Origin of the sequence: Aeromonas sp. TW 6, assembly GCF_013168745.1 — a bacterium.
GTDB lineage: Bacteria > Pseudomonadota > Gammaproteobacteria > Enterobacterales > Aeromonadaceae > Aeromonas > Aeromonas caviae.
In genome coordinates this window covers 123,082-141,313 of sequence record NZ_JABERS010000002.1, presented here as the reverse complement: position 1 = coordinate 141,313, position 18,232 = coordinate 123,082, and the positions used below count along the sequence as shown (strand labels likewise).

14 protein-coding genes are annotated in these 18,232 nt (G+C 60.5%); 6 read left to right on the top strand and 8 right to left on the bottom strand.

Translation table 11 applies throughout. The annotated features are described in order from the left end of the window. Window positions 1–18 precede the first annotated feature (18 nt). Both HKD46_RS01560 and HKD46_RS01555 read left to right on the top strand, forming a co-directional pair. Entirely contained in the window at window positions 19–954 is a 936-nt protein-coding gene (locus HKD46_RS01560; protein WP_171864811.1) for a 5'-nucleotidase, read from the top strand. A gap of 168 nt (window positions 955–1,122) precedes the next feature. Then, window positions 1,123–1,578, top strand: a complete 456-nt coding sequence (locus tag HKD46_RS01555) for a YcgN family cysteine cluster protein (RefSeq protein WP_171864810.1) — start codon at window positions 1,123–1,125, stop codon at window positions 1,576–1,578. A 118-nt stretch (window positions 1,579–1,696) separates the two neighbouring features. Here the strand turns inward: HKD46_RS01555 and HKD46_RS01550 are convergent, their stop codons facing one another. From HKD46_RS01550 to phnR, 5 genes are all read right to left on the bottom strand, one after another. Continuing rightward, the gene (locus HKD46_RS01550) at window positions 1,697–3,103 is read right to left on the bottom strand and encodes an FAD-dependent oxidoreductase (protein ID WP_171864809.1); all 1,407 of its coding nucleotides are present in this window, start codon (window positions 3,101–3,103) and stop codon (window positions 1,697–1,699) included. Between the two features lie 18 nt (window positions 3,104–3,121). Then, the gene (locus HKD46_RS01545; RefSeq protein ID WP_171864808.1) at window positions 3,122–4,858 is read right to left on the bottom strand and encodes a putative 2-aminoethylphosphonate ABC transporter permease subunit; all 1,737 of its coding nucleotides are present in this window, start codon (window positions 4,856–4,858) and stop codon (window positions 3,122–3,124) included. Next, a complete protein-coding gene (locus HKD46_RS01540) occupies window positions 4,855–5,949 on the bottom strand; it encodes a putative 2-aminoethylphosphonate ABC transporter ATP-binding protein (protein WP_171864807.1) in 1,095 nt (364 codons plus the stop codon). The genes HKD46_RS01545 and HKD46_RS01540 overlap by 4 nt, the downstream gene beginning before the upstream one ends. A gap of 272 nt (window positions 5,950–6,221) precedes the next feature. Continuing rightward, the gene (locus tag HKD46_RS01535; protein WP_139737218.1) at window positions 6,222–7,241 is read right to left on the bottom strand and encodes a putative 2-aminoethylphosphonate ABC transporter substrate-binding protein; all 1,020 of its coding nucleotides are present in this window, start codon (window positions 7,239–7,241) and stop codon (window positions 6,222–6,224) included. 120 nt (window positions 7,242–7,361) lie between these two features. Further along, window positions 7,362–8,069 carry a phosphonate utilization transcriptional regulator PhnR gene (gene phnR, locus HKD46_RS01530; RefSeq protein ID WP_171864806.1) on the bottom strand — a complete coding sequence of 236 codons (708 nt, stop codon included), beginning with the start codon at window positions 8,067–8,069 and terminating at the stop codon, window positions 7,362–7,364. A gap of 265 nt (window positions 8,070–8,334) precedes the next feature. Here phnR and phnW point away from each other — a divergent pair, with 265 nt between their 5' ends. Genes phnW through phnX form a run of 3 tightly spaced genes read left to right on the top strand, consistent with a single transcriptional unit; the run spans window position 8,335 to window position 11,745 of the window. After that, entirely contained in the window at window positions 8,335–9,474 is a 1,140-nt protein-coding gene (gene phnW, locus HKD46_RS01525) for a 2-aminoethylphosphonate--pyruvate transaminase (RefSeq protein WP_171864805.1), read from the top strand. Continuing rightward, a complete protein-coding gene (locus tag HKD46_RS01520; protein ID WP_171864804.1) occupies window positions 9,474–10,913 on the top strand; it encodes an aspartate aminotransferase family protein in 1,440 nt (479 codons plus the stop codon). Before phnW ends, HKD46_RS01520 begins: the two co-directional genes overlap by 1 nt. Then, window positions 10,906–11,745 carry a phosphonoacetaldehyde hydrolase gene (gene phnX / locus HKD46_RS01515; RefSeq protein ID WP_171864803.1) on the top strand — a complete coding sequence of 280 codons (840 nt, stop codon included), beginning with the start codon at window positions 10,906–10,908 and terminating at the stop codon, window positions 11,743–11,745. The genes HKD46_RS01520 and phnX overlap by 8 nt, the downstream gene beginning before the upstream one ends. Before the next feature lie 137 nt (window positions 11,746–11,882). Here the strand turns inward: phnX and pflB are convergent, their stop codons facing one another. From pflB to ycaO, 3 genes are all read right to left on the bottom strand, one after another. Beyond that, window positions 11,883–14,165, bottom strand: coding sequence for a formate C-acetyltransferase (pflB, locus tag HKD46_RS01510; protein ID WP_010674504.1), 2,283 nt, complete (start codon window positions 14,163–14,165; stop codon window positions 11,883–11,885). A gap of 41 nt (window positions 14,166–14,206) precedes the next feature. Next, window positions 14,207–15,055, bottom strand: a complete 849-nt coding sequence (focA, locus tag HKD46_RS01505) for a formate transporter FocA (RefSeq protein WP_010674505.1) — start codon at window positions 15,053–15,055, stop codon at window positions 14,207–14,209. A 382-nt stretch (window positions 15,056–15,437) separates the two neighbouring features. Continuing rightward, window positions 15,438–17,198 carry a 30S ribosomal protein S12 methylthiotransferase accessory factor YcaO gene (gene ycaO / locus HKD46_RS01500; RefSeq protein WP_171864801.1) on the bottom strand — a complete coding sequence of 587 codons (1,761 nt, stop codon included), beginning with the start codon at window positions 17,196–17,198 and terminating at the stop codon, window positions 15,438–15,440. A gap of 335 nt (window positions 17,199–17,533) precedes the next feature. Here ycaO and HKD46_RS01495 point away from each other — a divergent pair, with 335 nt between their 5' ends. Beyond that, a complete protein-coding gene (locus tag HKD46_RS01495; protein ID WP_171864800.1) occupies window positions 17,534–18,217 on the top strand; it encodes a B3/4 domain-containing protein in 684 nt (227 codons plus the stop codon). The last annotated feature ends 15 nt before the right edge of the window (window positions 18,218–18,232 follow it).

Below are 18,232 nucleotides of genomic sequence, written 5' to 3'. Positions count from 1 at the left end.
AAAGTAGGAAGGTGAAACGTGCCATATGATTTAACAAAAAGATTAGTTGTTGGCTTATCTTCTAGTGCTCTGTTTGATCTCCAAGATTCTGATGAAATATTTAGGACGAAGGGGGAGGAGTCTTACAGAGAGTATCAACGGGAGAAGCAAGATGAACCATTGCACAAAGGTGTTGCATTTCCTTTTGTGCGCCGCTTGCTTAAGCTGAATACGTTATGTCCACAAGATCCTTTAGTTGAGGTTATCTTACTTTCTCGAAATGATTCAGACACCGGGCTTAGAGTAATGAACTCGATTGAGCATTATGGGCTTGGTATAACTAGAGCGGTGTTCCTACAAGGTAAATCACCTTACATATACATACCTGCATTTGATATAGAATTGTTTTTATCCGCTAATTATCAAGATGTTCGACAAGCTGTGCTTGCAGGTTATCCAGCAGGTCAAATTTTGAGTGGTGATATCAAAGATGATACTGAAGACCTAGAGCTCAGGATTGCATTCGACTTTGATGGAGTTATTGCGGATGATGAAGCTGAGGGGGTTTATAAAAGCTCAGGGCAATTAGCTGATTTTCACTCTCATGAATCCGAGCTGGTTGATGTGCCACATAATCCTGGCCCTCTTAAAAATTTTCTGCAGCGTATATCTGACATACAAAAACTTGAATCTGATAAGAAAAAAGAAGATTCAAGTTATTTACCTATGCTTAAAGTATCGATTGTGACGGCGAGAAATGCCCCTTCTCATAAACGAGTTATCAATACCATGCGGTCTTGGGGGATTTCTGTAAATGAGGCATTCTTTATGGGGGGTGTAGAAAAATCAAAAGTATTAAATGTATTAAGGCCACACATGTTTTTCGATGACCAACGGTTGCATTTGCAGTCATCATCTATTTTACCATCTGTGCATATTCCATTTGGTGTTGCGAACACAGACTCGGCTATTTAATAGAATATTTTATCTTGGGCTTTGTCGGCTCCGCCACTATCTACAGTGGGGTAGGTTGGTACAAAGCGTCGCAAAGCCCAGCTTATCTCTAGTTACCCCAACCTTGAAAAATCGGGCCATAGGGCGTATAACCACGCGCTTGTCAGTGTATTGAGTGAGCCCATTTTTATGCAGCAGAGTGAACCCGTGCAGAACGCCCCCTTTTGGCAGGTAAAAAGCCTGCAACAGATGACCATGACGGAGTGGGAGTCCCTGTGCGACGGCTGCGGCAAGTGCTGCCTGAACAAGCTGATCGATGAGGACACCGACGAGCTGGTGTTCACCAACGTGGCCTGCAACCTGCTCAATACCAAGACTTGCCAGTGCTCCGACTACGACAACCGCTTTAAAAAAGAGCCGGACTGCCTGCAGATCACCCACGACAAGATTGCCGAGTTCAACTGGCTGCCCTCCACCTGCGCCTATCGCCTGCTGGCGGAGGGGCAGAACCTGCCAGAGTGGCATCCGCTTATCACCGGCAGCCGCAGCGCCATGCACCAGGCCGGCCAGTCGGTGCGTGGCAAGGTGATCCATGAGGTACATGCCGGCGATTGGGCCGACCATATCATCACCTGGGCGAGCTAACGCCAGGCCTGCCTGTCGGACCAGCCGCGAGCCGTACCAACTGCGAAGGGGCAGGGGAGTCATCACTCTCCTGCCCCTTCGGCTTTCTGGCTCCTTCCTAAGCGCTGGACGAAGGCGCCTATTTGTCCGCCTTGCCAGCGGCATCGGCAAGTTTGGCCAGCTGTTTGTCATACCAGGCCACCGGGCGGTTCTCATCTTCCGCCTGCTCTTTGCGCAGGATGGCATTGCGTACCGCCATTGCACCCAGCCAGCGGAATGGCTCTGGCGGGAAGTAGCCACGCGGGCCGCTGACCAGGGCGCATTCGCGCCACGGCTTGTCCGCTTCCCGTACTTCATCGCGTACCAACGCCGCCAGTACTTGACCGCCCATCCAACTCTGGGCCACCCCGTTGCCGGAATAGCCGAGGCCATAGACGATATTGGGCAGCCCTCGCCAGTGGCCGAAGAAGGGGAGGCCATCTACCGAGCGGTCGGAGGCGCCGCACCAGCTGGCGGCGATGGGCACCTCTTTGAGCGCCGGAAAGAAGCGGCGCAGGGTGCGGGTGAGGGGGGCAAGATAACGGCTCGGCGCATCGAACTCGGCCAGATGGCGGTTGGCAAAGGCGAAGGTGTTGCCCCCCTTGCCCAGCATCAGCCGCCCTTGCGGGGTGGAACGGTAGTAATGGACAAAGGTGCGGCCATCCACCACGGAGCGGCCGTGCGCAAGCTGCTGGGCGGCCAGGGCATCCGGCGCGGGGTCGGTTATCACCATATCGGAGGAGACCAGCACTATGCTGCGGCGAAACTCGCGAAAGTGCTGCACCATGGCGCTGTTGAGGGCCAGCACCACCTTGCGGGCACGCACCTCACCTTGCGGTGTTTGCACCCGCGCTGGCTGGCCCGCCTCAAGGCGCTGCATGGGAGAGTGCTCATAGACCTCGACCCCCAGCTCCTGCGCCACCCGCAGCAGGCCGCGCACCAGCAGTGCCGGTTGCACCGAGCCCGCGTGGGGGCTGTAGAGCCCCTCCAGATGAACGTGGGAGCCGCTCTGGCTCGCCAGTTCACCCTCCGCAATCGCCTGCCACTGGTTAAGGTCGGCTCGCTTGAGTTCCTGCAATACCGGCTCCATCAGGCCGCGCTGGGCCTCGCTGGTGGCGGTGTAGCAGGTGCCCTCGACCCTCAACTCTGCCTCTATGTTGTGTGTTTCGCAGAAGCGGGCGATCTCGTGCACCGCCTGCTCGGATCTTTGTACCAGCCAGGCGGCCTGCTCTTCGCCAAAGAGGCGCTTTAACGTCAAATACTTGGCCGACCAGGTGAGCAGGCAGCCGCCGTTGCGCCCGGAGGCGCCGCTGCCGCAGCGATCTTTTTCCAGCACCATGATGCGCAAGTGTGGCTCGGCCTGTTTAAGGGCGATGGCGCTCCACAGCCCGGTAAAGCCGCCACCGACGATGCAGACATCGGCCTCGTGGTGGCCGACCAGGGGGATGGGGGGCGCGGGCTGTTCGGCGGCGAGCGCCTCGGCCAGCCAGAAGGGGAGAGTGGACATGATGACTCCTCGATAAGGTTATGGGTGGCGCCAGCGCTGGGTGCGATCCAGCAAGGCGCGGCTCAAAAAGAGCTGGAGCAGCTTGACGGTGGCGGCGGCCAGCAGGATCAGGGTGGCCATGGCGGCGGCCGCGGCGGTATCGCCGGAATCCTCCATATTGAGTACGGCGATGGAGGCGAGCACGCTGTCGCTCGAGTAGAGGAAGATCACCGCCGAGGTGGTGGTCATGGCGTTGACGAACAGGTAAATGAAGATCTCCAGCAGTGCCGGCAGGGAGGCGGGCAGGGTGACTCGCCAGAACGCCTTCCAGAGCGGAATGCGCAATGAGATGGCCACCAGCTCCAGCTCCTTGGGCAACTGCTTGAGGCTGGTCAGCGCCGTCATATGGCCCACGGTGTAGTAGTGGATGACGCAGGAGAGCACCATCAGCGGCAGGGTGCCATAGAAAGTGCCAAACAGCGGATTGCCGTTGAAAAAGAAGATGTAGCCGAGCCCCAGCACCATGCCGGGCACCGCCAGCGACAGCATGGCAAGCAGATGTAGCAATTGGCGCAGCGGCGCAAAGTGGCGCCCCTTCTCCTGCGCCCAGGCCAGCACCATCACCAGCACGGTGCCGATAAGCGCGGTATAGAGGCCCAGCTGCAAGGTGTTGGTAAAGGGCTGCCAGCCATAGACGCTGTTGCTGTCAAAGGCGTAGTGATCCAGCGTCAGCCCGAGGTTATAGGGCCAGAACTGCACCAGGGAGCCGTAAACCGCCATCCCCACCAGCGCCAGAAACAGCAGGGCCCAGAGGGTACACCAGCCGAGCGCCAGCAGATCCCGCAGCCGATGGGGCTTGGGTTGATAGGGCACCGCCTTGGTGCTGCTCTGCTCCTGCATCTTGCTGCGCACTCTGTGCTCCAGGGCAAAGCTCAACAGTGCCGGCAGCAGCAGGGTGACGCTGGCAACGGCGCCCAGTGAGAAGTTCTGCATCCCGATCACCTGCCGGTAGATGTCGGTAGCCAGCACGCTGTACTGGCCGCCAATCACCTTGGCCACCCCGAAGTCGCAGATGGTGAGGGTGAAGACCGCGATGGCTGCGCTCAGCAGGCCATAACGGGCGGTAGGCAGGGTGACGGTGACAAAGGTGCGCCAGCCGCTGCTGCCCAGCACCCGGGAGGCTTCATAGAGGCGGGCGTCGCTCTGACCGAGCGCCGTGATCAGGATCATCAGAGCGTGGGGAAAACACCAGAAGCCCAGACCGATGACGATGCCGATGGGGCCGTAGATGCTCTCGCCGCCGAGCAGCCCCTTGGCGACCCCCTGATTGCCAAACCAGTAGACCAGACTGATGGCGGGCAACAGGGAGGGCATCAGGAGCGGGATCAAACCGATGAGGCGAAACAGCCCCTTGCCCGGCATGCAGGTACGGGTGAGGGCGTAGGCGTAGCCAAAGGCGATGGTCACCACCAGTGCGGTGATCAGCACCCCGAGCCAGAGGGTGTTGCCAATGGTGCGCCCCAGATGAGGGGAGTCGAAGTAGGCGCTGAAGTTGGCAAGGCCTATCCAGAGGCCGTTCTCATCCTGCAGACTCTTTTGCAGCATGGTGAGCAGCGGCAGCAGCAAGCCGCCGGTGAGCAGGGCGATGCCGAGCACCAGCAGGATCAGTTGCAGCAGCTGATCCCGGCTCCAGCCGCGACAGAGCCGCTGCCAGCGAGAGTCTTTGCGGGCTGTCGCTGGCGGCAACAGGGAGGAGGTCGCGAAGGGGGCTGTCATGGGCGATCTCCTTCAAACAGCTGCATCGCCCCGGCGGGCCAGTGCAGCGAGCAGCGCATGCCGCTGCGCCAGCCACCCTGTTCGTGGTGGGGCAGCTCGTGGGTCGGGCGCTCCACCAGAATTTGCTGCGGGCCCAGATAGGTGTCGGCGGTGCAGATTAGGCGCTGGGCGGCGCCGAGAAACTCCACCTGATCGATGGTTGCTTCAACGCCATGTTGGCCAAGATACGGCTCGCTCGGCGCACTCAGGGTGATTGCCTCGGGGCGGATCGCCACCTGCAATTTGCTGCCGGCAGCGGCCTGGTTGGCAAGTGTCAGCGGTTGTTCGTTGAGGCGCACCTGATTGGGGCCGAGCACCAGGGTCTCGAGGAAGTTCATGGTACCGACAAAGCTTGCCACGAAACGGCTGGCAGGCTGGTGGTAGATCTCCTGCGGAGTGCCCACCTGTACGATGTGGCCGCCCTCCATCACCACGATGCGGTCGGCCATGGTCAGCGCCTCTTCCTGATCGTGGGTCACCATGATGGTGGTGATGCCAAGGCGCTGCTGCAGGGCGCGGATCTCGCTGCGAAGGTGGGTGCGCACCAGCGCATCCAGTGCGCTGAGCGGTTCGTCCAGCAACAACAGACCGGGGGAGAGGGCGAGCGCCCGGGCCAGCGCCACCCGCTGCTGCTGGCCGCCGGAGATCTGGCTCGGGTATTTGTGGGACTGGGCAGTGAGATCCACCAGCCCCAGCCAGTGATCGACCCGCTCCTTGATGAGATCCCGCGCCAACCCCTGATTCTCAAGGCCGAAGGCGATGTTCTGGGCCACCGTCAGGTTGGGGAAGAGAGCATAGGACTGAAACACGATGCCAAAATCGCGCTCCTGGGGCGGCAGGCGGGAGATATTGCGCCCCCCTTGCCAGATCTCGCCGCTGTCCGGCAGATCCAGCCCGGCGATGGCTCTGAGCAAGGTTGTTTTGCCGCAGCCGGAGGGGCCGAGAAAGCAGATAAACTCCCCCGGCTCAATGGTCAAAGAGATCCCCTTGAGGGCCTGAAAAGCACCGAACTGCTTGTTGAGATGTTGAATGTCCAGATAGGGCTGGGTCATGGTTCGACTCGCTACTGATTTGGTATATACCAGTTTGCAGGTGAAGTGTGACGGTCAGGTGATCGGGGGATGACCGCTTGATGACAGTCAAATGACATCGGGTCGCCAGCAAGTAGTTGGGCCCTGTGTGGATGGGCGAAGCGTCGCTAATTGAAGGCAATACACACTCGGGAAGTGAAAACCAAAAAGCGAAGGCCAACAGCTGTTGGCCTTCGACTGGCAGTTTATTGGTGGCTGTGTGTGGGGCGTGAACAAACCGCCGCCCTTCACGCTTACTGCTTGGCTTCGGTCTTGCCGTCGAAGCTGGCACTCCACTGGGCCAGGATGGCGTTACGCTCGCGGGCTGCCCAGCTAAAGTCGTTGTCGATCATCTGGCCTTTGATATCAGCCGGATAGCCCGCTCTCGGTTGGGCTACATCGGGGATGGCGACCACGGCGAACGACTTGTTGTAGAGGGCGTTGGCCTGTTCGGTGGCGGCAAAGTCGAGCAGCTGTTTGGCGGCTTCCAGCTTGGGGGTGCCCTTGATGATGGCGGCGGCTTCCATATCCCAGCCCGACCCCTCTTTCGGGAACACCACCTCGATGGGGGCCCCCTTGGCCTTGAGGCTGGTGGCCGGGAAGTCGAAGGAGATGCCGATCACCGTCTCGCCGCTGGCGGCCAGCTTGCAGGGGGCGGAGCCCGAGTGGGTGTAACGGTCGATGTTCTGGTGCAGGCCGTTCATGAATTGCCAGCCCTGCTTCTCACCCATGGTCTGCAGCCAACCAGCGACGCTCAGGTAACCGGTGCCGGAGGAGCTGGGGTTGGGCATGATCACCTTGCCCTTGTAGATGGGCTTGGTGAGGTCGGCCCAGCTGGTGGGCGCCGGGATCCCCTGCTTTTCCGCCTCTACCTTGTTGAAGCAGATGGCGCTGAAGAAGGCGTCCAGACCGATCCAGTGCGGCTCGGCCTTGCTGTCGCGAAAGCGGCTGTCGAGCTTGTCCAGCCCTTTCGGTGCATAGGCATTGAGCATCTGCTGCTGATCGAGCTGCATCAGGCTGGTCGCCGCCAGTCCCCATACCACATCCGCTTTGGGCTGGGCTTTTTCTGCCAGCAAGCGGGCGGTGACCACGCCGGTGGAGTCACGCACCCACTTGATGTTGATATCCGGATGCTGGCGCTCGAACGCGGTTTTCAGCTCGTTGAGCTGCTCCGGTTCGAAGGCGGTGTAGACGGTGAGGTCGGTCGCGGCCAGTGCCGGGGCGGTCATGGCAGCCAGCACGGCGGCGGCCAGCAGATGGGTTCCCTGTTTCATCCTCTTCTCCAGTTAAATTGGTTTGGTATAAACCAGATTGGTCGAGAGAGAGGCTAGGGGATCTTTATGACGTGACCGTGACAGCCCCGTGACGTTTTGCCGTTCCTGATTTGTCTGTGACTAATCCTGGGTATCCACCTCGATCTCCAAACTGTCGTGGCGCCAGTACTCCAGATCGAAGTCGAGCACCCGGCCGTGCTGATCGAAGTTGAGTCGCTCGAGGCGCAGGGCGGGCAGACCGGCGGTAGCCCCCAGCGCCTTGGCCACCTCGTCTGGCAGGGCGGTGGGGAAGAAGCGCACCTGCATGCGGGCGTAGTGGAGATCGTAATGGGCCTGATAGATCTCGGTCAGGCTGCCGGCAAGATCCAGCTCCAGAAGGCCGGGCACCCGCTCAGGCAGGCAATGGTTCTCGCAGTAGCAGATGGCGCGCCCGTTGGCGTAGCGCAGCCGTTTTAGCAGAAACAGGCTGTCGAACGGCTTGAGCTGCAACTGCGCCATCAACGCGGGCGGCACTGCCTGGCGGCTTTTCTCCAGCAACTCGGTGCGCGGCTTGCCCCCTTGCTCCCGCACTATCTGGTGAAAGTTGGAGGTGCGTCTGGGGTTCAAGCGAAAGCGCGGCGGGGTGACGAACCAGCCGCGGCGATCCTCCCGATAGATAAGGCCGTTTGCCTCCAGCTGCACCAGTGCCTCGCGGATGGTGACCCTTGTGGTGCCATAGAGTTCCCCCAGCAGCCGCTCGGAGGGGAGCTTGTCGTTGGGGGCCAGGCCCCCCGCCAGGATCTGGTTGGCGAGGGCATCCTTGATCTGCAGGTATTGGGGTTTGCTCATGAAAATCCCTGGTTTTGCAATCAGTTGTGCAATGAGTTGGGCAATGGGCTGGGCACAGGATTGGTCATCTGCCCGGTGGTTAAACGGCGACATCAACATGCGTTGGTAGATACCAGCATCGCCCCTGTTGTTCAGGCTTCCTAGATTATCGCGATCCCGGCGCTGAAAATGAATTTTTTGTTGCACGTAGCCCCACCCCTTTGACCTTGGCGGGGCAGTTACCCACAATGTGCTCATTCTGGTATATACCAAAAGGAGCGAAGTCATGACCCATATTCCTGCGGCCCCCGCCGCCGTCGATTACCTGCTGCTGACCCCGGGCCCCCTCTCGACCACCGCGACTGTACGCGCCGCCATGCTGCAAGACAGCTGTACCTGGGATGCGGACTACAACCAGGGGGTGGTGGAGCCCATCCGCCGCGAGCTGGTGCGGCTTGCAACTGGCCCGGAATATGAAAGTGACTACAGCGCCGTGCTGCTGCAAGGGAGTGGCAGCTATGTGGTGGAGAGCGTGCTGGGCTCGGCGATAGGTAGCGATGAGTGTCTGCTGATCATCAACAACGGTGCCTACGGTGCCCGCATGGGGGAGATGGCCCGCTGTCTTGGCCTGCGCCACTATGAGCTCGACTGCGGCGAGACCACCCACCCGGAACCAGCCGCCATCGTGGCGATGCTGGCGCGCCACCCCGAGATCACCCATCTGGCCATGGTGCACTGCGAGACCACCACCGGCATGCTCAACCCGCTTGAGGAGGTGGCTGCGCTCTGCCAGCGCCGCGGCATTCGCCTTATCGTCGATGCCATGAGCAGCTTTGGCGGTATCCCCATCGACATGGGGCGCCTTGGCATCGAGTTTCTCATCAGTTCGGCCAACAAATGCATTCAGGGGGTACCGGGCTTTGGCTTCGTCATCGCCCGCCGCGTGGCGCTCACGGCCTGCGCCGGTCGCGCCCGATCTGTCTCCCTCGACCTGCATGCCCAGTGGCAGACCATGGAGCTGCAGGGGGGCAAGTGGCGCTTTACCTCGCCCACCCATACCGTACTCGCCTTTGCTCAGGCGCTGCGCGAGCTGGATGAAGAGGGGGGCATTGCCGCCCGCCATCGGCGCTACAGCGAGAACCAGCGCACCCTGGTGGCGGGGATGGCTGAGCTCGGCTTTGCGCCGCTGCTGCCAGAAAAATGGCAATCCCCCATCATCACCGCCTTCTACTCTCCGACCCACCCTGACTACCGCTTCGCCGACTTCTACCAGCGGCTCAAGGCGCAGGGCTTTGTCATCTATCCGGGCAAGGTCTCCCAAGCCGATTGCTTCCGCATCGGCAATATCGGCGACGTGACCCCAGAGCGGGTGCGGGATCTGCTCGCCGCCATGGCCAACGCCTGCTACTGGCAGGGGGCTGCGTGATGACCAGCATGCTGGCTCAGGGGCGTGATCTGCGTGGCCGAGATTTACATGACGATAAGCTGCACGGCAGCGGCCGCGCCGACAGCGAAGGGGATATCAACCTCGGCGAGGGGCGGGCGCGCTGGTGGGCTGGCCAGAGCGAAGATGTACGTGCCGGATTGGCGGAGGATAGCCGCTATTTCCTCCATCAGGCCCTCTCCACCCCCTGTCTGGATCTGCTTGAGCGCGCGCAGGGGAGCTGGCTGACCAGCGTATCAGGCAAGCGTTATCTCGATTTTCACGGCAACAGCGTCCATCAGCTGGGCCACGGTCATCCTGACGTGGTGGCCGCGGTGCAGCAGCAACTCGCCGATCTGCCGTTCGCACCCCGCCGCTACACCCATCAGGTTGCCATCGACTGCGCCCGCACCCTGGCCGAACTGGCTCCCGGCGATCTCAACCGGGTGCTGTTCGCCCCCGGTGGCAGCGAGGTGGTGGGGATTGCCCTGAAGCTTGCCCGCTTCATCACCGGCAACAGCAAGGTGGTATCCCTCTGGGATGCCTTTCACGGCGCCTCCCTCGATGCCATCTCGGTCGGCGGCGAGGCCTGTTTTCGCGCTGGTATGGGCCCGCTGATGGCCGGCGTGGAGCGCATCCCGCCGCCCACCCGCTATCGCGGTGTCTGGTATCGCGGGGAAGGGGATGACCTGCACTACGCCGATTATCTGGAGTACGTCATCGAGAAGGAGGGGGGTATTGGCGCCTTTATCGCCGAGCCGATCCGCAACACCGATGTGCAAGTGCCCTCGAAGGCCTACTGGCAGCGGGTGCGGGAGATCTGCGATCGCCACAAGGTGCTGTTGATCGTCGACGAGATCCCCAACGCCCTAGGGCGCACCGGCCATTGGTTCAGCTTCGAGGAGTTCGGCATCGAGCCTGACATCATCTGCCTGGGCAAGGGGTTGGGGGGCGGGGTGGTGCCGTTTGCCGCGCTCATCACCCGCGACCGTTTCAATCAGGCCGCAGCTATTTCGCTCGGTCACTACACCCACGAGAAGAGCCCCATCGGCTGCGCGGCGGCCCTCGCCACCATCAGTACCATCCGTGAAGAGGGGTTGCTGGCCAAGGTGCGGGAGGATGGCCGTTTTATGGCGGCCGAGCTTGGCAAGTTGGCTGAGCGTCACCCGCTGATCGGGCAGGTGCGCGGTATTGGTTTGCTTTGGGCGCTCGATCTGGTGGTCGATCATCAGAGTCGCACCCGCAACAGCCAGGCCGCCGAGCGGCTGCTCTATCGCTGTCTGGAACTGGGACTCAGCTTCAAGGTCTCCCAGGGCAATGTCATCCAGCTCTCGCCCCCACTCAATATCGCCCGCGCCGATCTGGTGCGCGCCATCACCATTCTCGATCGCGCCCATGGCGAGATCGCACTTTCACCGAAACAGGAACACCACCATGACTGACTTGCAGACTGCCATCCACCCGACCTTCGACGTGGAGGCGCTGATCCTCGACTGGGCTGGCACCGTCGTCGATTTCGGCTCCTTCGCCCCCACCTCCATCTTCGTCGAGGCCTTTGCCCGCGCCTATGACTTCCCCGTGACCCTGGACGAAGCACGCCAGCCCATGGGCCTTGGCAAGTGGGATCATATCGCCGCGCTGGGCCGTCTGCCTTCGGTGGATGCGCGCTGGCAGGCCCGCTTTGGCCACCCCATGAGCCACGCCGAGGTGGACCACCTCTATCACACCTTTATGCCGCTGCAGATTGCCGCGGTGACCCGCTTCGCCGACCCCATCCCCGGCGTGTTGCCGGTGCTGGATGGGCTACGCGCACAAGGGCTGCGTATCGGCTCCTGCTCCGGTTACCCCCGTCCGGTGATGGAGGCGTTGGTACCTGCTGCGGCCGATCACGGCTATCGGCCGGATCACTGGGTCGCCACCGATGACCTCAAAGCCGGTGGTCGCCCCGGCCCCTGGATGGCGCTGGCCAACGTGATTGAGCTGGGAGTGAGCGCGGTGCATCGCTGCATCAAGGTGGATGACGCCGTACCCGGCATCAGCGAAGGGTTGAACGCTGGCATGTGGACGGTGGGATTGTCGGTCTCCGGCAACGAGTTTGGCGCCACCTGGGAAGAGTTTGCCGCCATGAGCGAGGCGGAGATCGCCGCCCGGCGCGCACCGGCCGAGGCCAAACTGCGGGCGGCGGGGGCGCACTACATCATCGACACCCTGGCGGATATCGCCCCGGTCATCGCCGATATCAATCGCCGTCTGACTGCGGGTGAGCGGCCCTGAACAAGGCGGGATGAGAGGAGGGGAGAGCCGGCCTTGCCGGCAGGTTCAGGCCGATGTCCCCTGACTATCAGACATAAAAAAACCGGCGCCTTGGCGCCGGTTTTGATTCACTGCAGCTCTTGCTTATCAATAAGCGATTACAGAGAGGCGGTGAAGGTACGGGTGATGACGTCTTGCTGTTGCTCCTTGGTCAAGGAGTTGAAGCGAACGGCATAACCGGATACGCGGATGGTCAACTGCGGATATTTCTCCGGGTTTTCCATGGCGTCCAGCAGCATTTCACGGTTCATCACGTTGACGTTCAGGTGCTGACCACCTTCCAGGTTGGCTTCGTGGTGGAAGTAACCATCCATCAGGCCGGCCAGGTTGGCTTTCTGGGCTTCCATGTCTTTGCCCAGGGCATTCGGCACGATGGAGAAGGTATAGGAGATACCATCTTTGGCGTAGGCGAACGGCAGCTTGGCAACGGACGTCAGGGAAGCAACGGCACCCTTCTGATCACGACCGTGCATCGGGTTGGCACCCGGGCCGAACGGCGCACCGGCGCGACGACCATCCGGGGTGTTACCGGTCTTCTTGCCGTACACCACGTTGGAGGTGATGGTCAGCACGGACTGGGTAGCCACGGCACCGCGGTAGGTGTTGAGCTTCTGAATCTTCTTCATGAAGCGCTCGACCAGGTCGCAGGCGATGTCATCGACGCGAGCGTCGTTGTTGCCGAACTGCGGGTACTCGCCTTCGATTTCGAAGTCGATGGAGACGCCATCGGCATCACGTACCGGCTTGACCTTGGCGTACTTGATGGCAGACAGGGAGTCAGCGGCTACGGACAGACCGGCGATACCACAGGCCATGGTGCGATAGACGTCACGGTCGTGCAGCGCCATCAGGGAGGCTTCGTAGCTGTACTTGTCGTGCATGTAGTGGATGATGTTCAGGGCGGCGACATACTGCTTGGCCAGCCAGTCCATGAAGTGATCCAGTCTGTCCATCACGTCGTTGTAATCGAGGTACTCGGAGGTGACCATTTCGGTCTTCGGACCGACCTGGATCTTGAGCTTCTCGTCCATACCGCCGTTGATTGCATACAGCATGGTCTTGGCCAGGTTGGCACGGGCACCGAAGAACTGCATCTGTTTGCCGACGATCATCGGGGACACACAGCAAGCGATGGCGTAGTCATCGTTGTTGAAGTCCGGACGCATCAGGTCGTCGTTCTCGTACTGAACGGAAGAGGTCTCGATGGATACCTTGGCGCAGTACTTCTTGAAACCGACCGGCAGCTTCTCGGACCACAGGATGGTCAAGTTCGGCTCAGGGGACGGGCCCATGGTGTACAGGGTGTTCAGCATACGGAAGCTGTTCTTGGTGACCAGGGTACGGCCATCAACGCCCATACCAGCCAGGGTCTCGGTCGCCCACATCGGGTCGCCGGAGAACAGTGAATCGTATTCCGGGGTACGCAGGAAGCGAACCATGCGCAGCTTCATGACCATGTGGTCCATCAGCTCCTGGGCTTCTTGCTCGGTGATCAGGCCTTTCTGCAGGTCACGCTCGATGTAGATGTCCAGGAAGCTGGAGGTACGACCGAAGGACATGGCCGCGCCGTTCTGGGACTTGACCGCCGCCAGGTAGGCGAAGTAGGTCCACTGTACGGCTTCTTTGGCGGTCTTGGCCGGTACGGAGATGTCGCAGCCATATTTGGCAGCCATCACCTTCATCTGGGCCAGGGCACGGTGCTGCTCGGAGATCTCTTCGCGCAGACGGATGGTGGCTTCCAGGTTGACACCGTTTTCCAGGTCAGCCTGCAGGGACTTGAACTGAGCCAGTTTGTCGGCCATCAGGAAGTCGATACCGTACAGGGCAACACGACGGTAGTCACCGATGATACGGCCACGGCCGTAGGCATCCGGCAGACCGGTGATGACGCCGGACTTGCGGCAGTTCAGGATGTCTTTGGTGTAGACGTCGAACACGCCCTGGTTGTGAGTCTTGCGGTACTCGGTGAAGATCTTCTCGACCATGGGGTCAAGCTGACGACCGTACACTTCGCAAGAGGTCTTGACCATCTTGATACCGCCGTTGGCGATGATGGCGCGCTTGAGCGGCTTGTCGGTCTGCAGACCAACGATTTGCTCCAGGCTCTGGTCGATATAGCCGGCATCGTGAGCGGTAATGGTGGAGGGCAGGTCGGTATCAAAATCGACCGGCGCGTGAGTGCGGTTCTCGATCTTGATGCCTTCCATGACCTTGTCCCACAGCTTGGTGGTGGCTTCGGTCGCGCCAGCCAGGAAGGACTCGTCACCTTCATACGGGGTGTAGTTCTTCTGGATGAAGTCACGGGTGTTGACAGAGGTCTGCCATTCACCGGCTGCGAAGCCTTCCCATGCTTTTTGGAACTGTTCGTTAAGTTCTGCCATTTTCATTACCTCTCAAGGTATTTATGTGTCTGCCGCCATCCTTAATGATGGCGACGGAAGATAAACCAGTAAGTCAGCCCAACCATGACGCCACCACCAATGATATTACCGATGGTGACAGGGATGAGGTTGTGCAGGACGAAGTTGGACACGGTCAGGTCGGCAAAGGTCGCCGGATCCTGGCCGATGGCCTGCCAGAATTCCGGGCTCGCGACGCTGTGGATGGCGATACCGACCGGGATCATAAACATGTTTGCGATGCTGTGCTCAAAACCGGAGGCCACGAACATGGCGACGGGGAGCAGCATCACCATCACCTTGTCGGTGGCGCTGCGAGCGCCGAAGGCCATCCACACGGCGAGACACACCATGAGGTTGCATAGGATGCCAAGGGCCACGGCCTCGAAGAAGGTGTGGTGGATCTTGTGCTGGGCCACTTTCATGGCGTTCAGACCCCACTGACCATCCGCTGCCGTGTATTCCGCCGACATGATGATGAGGCCGACGATGATGAGACCGCCGATGAGGTTGCCGAAGTAGACCAGTCCCCAGTTCTTGAGCAGCTGGGCCCAGCTGATGCGATTCGCCGCCTTGGCTACCAGGGTGAGGGTAGTGGAGGTGAACAGTTCGGCGCCAAGCAGGACGCAGAGGATGAGACCGAGGGAGAAGCAGATGCCGCCTACCAGCTTGGACATGCCCCAGGCCATGCCGCTTGAGCCCGTGGTGACGGTGATATAGAAGACGAAGGCGATGGCGATGAAGGCGCCAGCGGTGATGGCCAGGGGAATGACCTTGTATGCGGGCTTGGTGGCCTTGGCATAGGTAATGTCTTCGGCCAGGGCGGCGATGGCTTCGGGCTTCAGACAATCAAAGGGAGATTCTGCTTTCAATTCTCAGTACCTGCATATTTTGCCTGTGGAAATCATAACAAAGGGGCTGATCCCCAAAATTGACTCCGATCAAGAATTACAGATTGTGAATGTAATTTTACTACAGGATTTTTCACCATCCGGAAGCGTTTCTTTACACCAGGTTTCAGGTGAAACAGAAATGAGTCTGTTATTAATTTTATGATTTTTAAGAACTTATAAAGGAAACCCTTAAAAAAGTACCGGCCAGGCATCTTTGCGGCCGCACTGCACCATGAGTGCCAAATTAACAACCCCGTAAGAGGTATTTTTTGTCTTTTATTTCATCTTTGTGGCACGGCCAGCCAAAGCGTAGACCATAAAACAGAAGGGGCCCTCAGGGCCCCTTCGTCATATCAGCATATCAGTTCCAGGTGTGGATTCGTTTGGCTTTTTGCAATTTCTCGTAAGCGGCCAGCAGCTTCTGGTGCAGCGGGAACTGGGAGAGGGAGAGATCGGCGGCTTCCAACCCGTGGAAGCGCGCCTCGCCGCGGGCGTTGGCCCACGCCTGTGCCAGGGTCTCTTCCCCGAACATGCGGGCGAACACCGGGCGGTACTGCTCGGGGTCGCGTTCCTCGTCGAGGAAAAGCTCGACGCAGGCGCGCAGGGCTCGGTAGTAAGCGGCGCGATCCGCCGGGAACACCGACTGGTTGAACTCCATGGTCCAGTCGATGAGGTCGAGGGCGCTCTCCAGGTCGCCAGCGGCCAGCGCCAGCATGGCTTTGAGCTCACCGACGCGCAGGGTGTGCAGGGCAGTACCCTTGGCGGCGGCGATGCCGAGCAGCTCGCGCACCCGGGTGCGCTCGTCGTGACCCTCTTCATCCAGCTGGTCGAACAGGGCCATGTACTGCTCCGCGTCCCACTCGAGCGCCGGCAGCGCCAGGATGGTCTCCCGCAGGTGGGCCCCCATGGTGTTGTTGGCCAGCAGCAGATCTTCCACCGGATAGATGTCGGACATGCCGGGCACCAGGATACGGCAGGCGTAGACACCCAGGTGCTCGTAGTCGGCGATGTAGACCGGCTGCTCCAGCTCGTGGAAGATGCCGATCAGGTGGTCGAACTCCTCTTGCGAGGTGCCACGGAAGTCCCAGTCGGCAAACTCGAAGTCGGACTCTTCCTTGAACAGATCCCAGCTGATGAGGCCGGAGGAGTCGATGAAGTGGGTCTCCAGGTTGTGGTGATCCGCCACCTGCTCGTTGTCGAACGAGGGCGGCACGAAGACGTCCAGATCCTTGAGACTGCGCCCTTGCAGCAGTTCGGTGACGGTGCGCTCGAAGGCCACTTCGAAGCGCGGGTGGGCGCCGAAGGAGGCAAAGCAGGTGCCGTTGCTCGGGTTGAGCAGCACCACGCAGATGACCGGATAACGGCCGCCGAGGGAGGCATCGAAGCTGTAGATGGGGAAGCCTTCGGCCTCCAGCGCATCGATGGACGCCTTGATGCCGGGGTAACGGGCGATGACCTCGCCCGGGATCTGGGGCAGGCTGATGGCCTCGGCGATGATCTTGTTCTTCACGTGGCGCTCGAACACCTCCGACAGCCCCTGGGTGCGGGCTTCGGTGCGGGTGTTGCCGGCGCTCATGCCGTTGGAAACATACAGGTTGCCGACGATGTTCATCGGGATGTAGACGGTCTGGTGATCAGATTGGCGCTCGAAGGGCAGGGCGACGATGCCGCGTTCCTCGTTGCCGGATTGCAGGTCCACCAGCATGTCGGCGGTCACTTCACCGTCCGGGTTGTAGAACTTGCGGGTGAAGGAGTCGAGCAGACCAGTGGGAAGCTGATCCCCCTCGATGGGGAACCACTTCTCGTTCGGGTAGTGGACGAAGTCGCCATTGGCTACCTGCTCGCCCAAGTAGAAGTCGGCGAAGAAGTAGTTGGTGGAGAGACGCTCGAAATACTCGCCAAGGGCGGAGGCGAGCGCCGCCTTCTTGCTGGCACCCTTGCCGTTGGTGAAGCAGAGGGCGCACTCCTTGTCCCGGATGTGCACGGACCAGATGTTGGGCACGGGGTTGAGCCAGGAGGCCTCTTCGATATCAAACCCCAGGGCTTGCAGCTTGGTCTGGAAGCGTTCGATGGAGTCTTCCAGCGCTGCGTCCTTGCCGGGAATAAAAGTGTGGTCGGTCATCACAATGTCCTGATTTTATGGGCTCATGTTTGGACGCAGATAATAGCATGAGTGACGGGGAAAGCGGCCAGGGCAATGGTGTGGGCTTGCCCAGGTCTGCATTGGATGGGCGGGGTGTGGTAGTGGGGCCGGGCGGTGCGCTGCGGGGCGGCGATTTTTCATGGGAAAGAGGGTTGGGCCATCAGTTTTACTTAACATAATTAAGATAAAGTAAATTTTATTATGTCCCTGTGCCCTTTATCATGGCGTCAACCGCTGGCGGGGTAAGGAAAAGAGGGGAACGTCCGTGCCCGTTCCGCCACCCCGTCTTGATGAACCTTGACCAGGAGTGCTGAATGTTCCCGATGATCCCCCGTATCGACCCCGAGATAGCCAGGTTGGCGCCGGGCTTTTGTGCCCTCAGCATCGTGGTGGAAGCCGCCCCCGTGATTGACACCCTGGTGGGGGAGCGGGCCCTGGCCCGGGCATGTGCGGCCCTTGGCTCCGACGAGGCCCCCTGGGCCCTTGAACATCTGGCCGCCTGGGATCAGGTGTTCAAGGGGTTTGGCGCCAAGCCTGCCCGCACGCCCTGCTCGGCCCAGGCACTGCGCAAGCGGGTGCTGCGCGATGGCGTCTTGCCCGCCATCGATCCCGTGGTGGATCTCTACAACGCCATTAGCATCGAGTATGCCATTCCCGTGGGCGGGGAGGATCTGGCGGCCTATGTGGGGACGCCGCGCCTGGTGATTGCCGATGGCAGCGAATGCTTTGACACCCTCAAAGAAGGGCTGCCAACCCAGGAGGCACCGGCTCCCGGAGAGGTGGTGTGGCGGGACGATCTCGGCGTCACCTGTCGCCGCTGGAACTGGCGCCAGGGGATCCGCACTCGCCTGAGCCTCTCTTCCCCCCGGATGTGGTTCATTCTGGAGTGTCTGCCGCCGATGCCGCGCACGGCCTTGTGGGAGGCCGGCGACAGGCTGATTGCCGGTCTCATGCAGATGATGCCTGGGGCCCGCATCGAGCAGACGCTGGTGGAGTGATTGAAGGAGCAGACG

What these genes read in the sequence shown, in the direction of transcription:
- HKD46_RS01555 (WP_171864810.1), top strand. Translation starts at nt 1,123, where the DNA reads ATGCAGCAGAGTGAACCCGTGCAGAACGCCCCCTTTTGGCAGGTAAAA.
- HKD46_RS01545 (WP_171864808.1), bottom strand. Translation starts at nt 4,858, where the DNA reads ATGACAGCCCCCTTCGCGACCTCCTCCCTGTTGCCGCCAGCGACAGCC.
- phnX (WP_171864803.1), top strand. Translation starts at nt 10,906, where the DNA reads ATGACTGACTTGCAGACTGCCATCCACCCGACCTTCGACGTGGAGGCG.
- HKD46_RS01535 (WP_139737218.1), bottom strand. Translation starts at nt 7,241, where the DNA reads ATGAAACAGGGAACCCATCTGCTGGCCGCCGCCGTGCTGGCTGCCATG.
- pflB (WP_010674504.1), bottom strand. Translation starts at nt 14,165, where the DNA reads ATGGCAGAACTTAACGAACAGTTCCAAAAAGCATGGGAAGGCTTCGCA.
- phnW (WP_171864805.1), top strand. Translation starts at nt 8,335, where the DNA reads ATGACCCATATTCCTGCGGCCCCCGCCGCCGTCGATTACCTGCTGCTG.
- HKD46_RS01540 (WP_171864807.1), bottom strand. Translation starts at nt 5,949, where the DNA reads ATGACCCAGCCCTATCTGGACATTCAACATCTCAACAAGCAGTTCGGT.
- HKD46_RS01550 (WP_171864809.1), bottom strand. Translation starts at nt 3,103, where the DNA reads ATGTCCACTCTCCCCTTCTGGCTGGCCGAGGCGCTCGCCGCCGAACAG.
- phnR (WP_171864806.1), bottom strand. Translation starts at nt 8,069, where the DNA reads ATGAGCAAACCCCAATACCTGCAGATCAAGGATGCCCTCGCCAACCAG.
- HKD46_RS01520 (WP_171864804.1), top strand. Translation starts at nt 9,474, where the DNA reads ATGACCAGCATGCTGGCTCAGGGGCGTGATCTGCGTGGCCGAGATTTA.
- ycaO (WP_171864801.1), bottom strand. Translation starts at nt 17,198, where the DNA reads ATGACCGACCACACTTTTATTCCCGGCAAGGACGCAGCGCTGGAAGAC.
- HKD46_RS01495 (WP_171864800.1), top strand. Translation starts at nt 17,534, where the DNA reads ATGTTCCCGATGATCCCCCGTATCGACCCCGAGATAGCCAGGTTGGCG.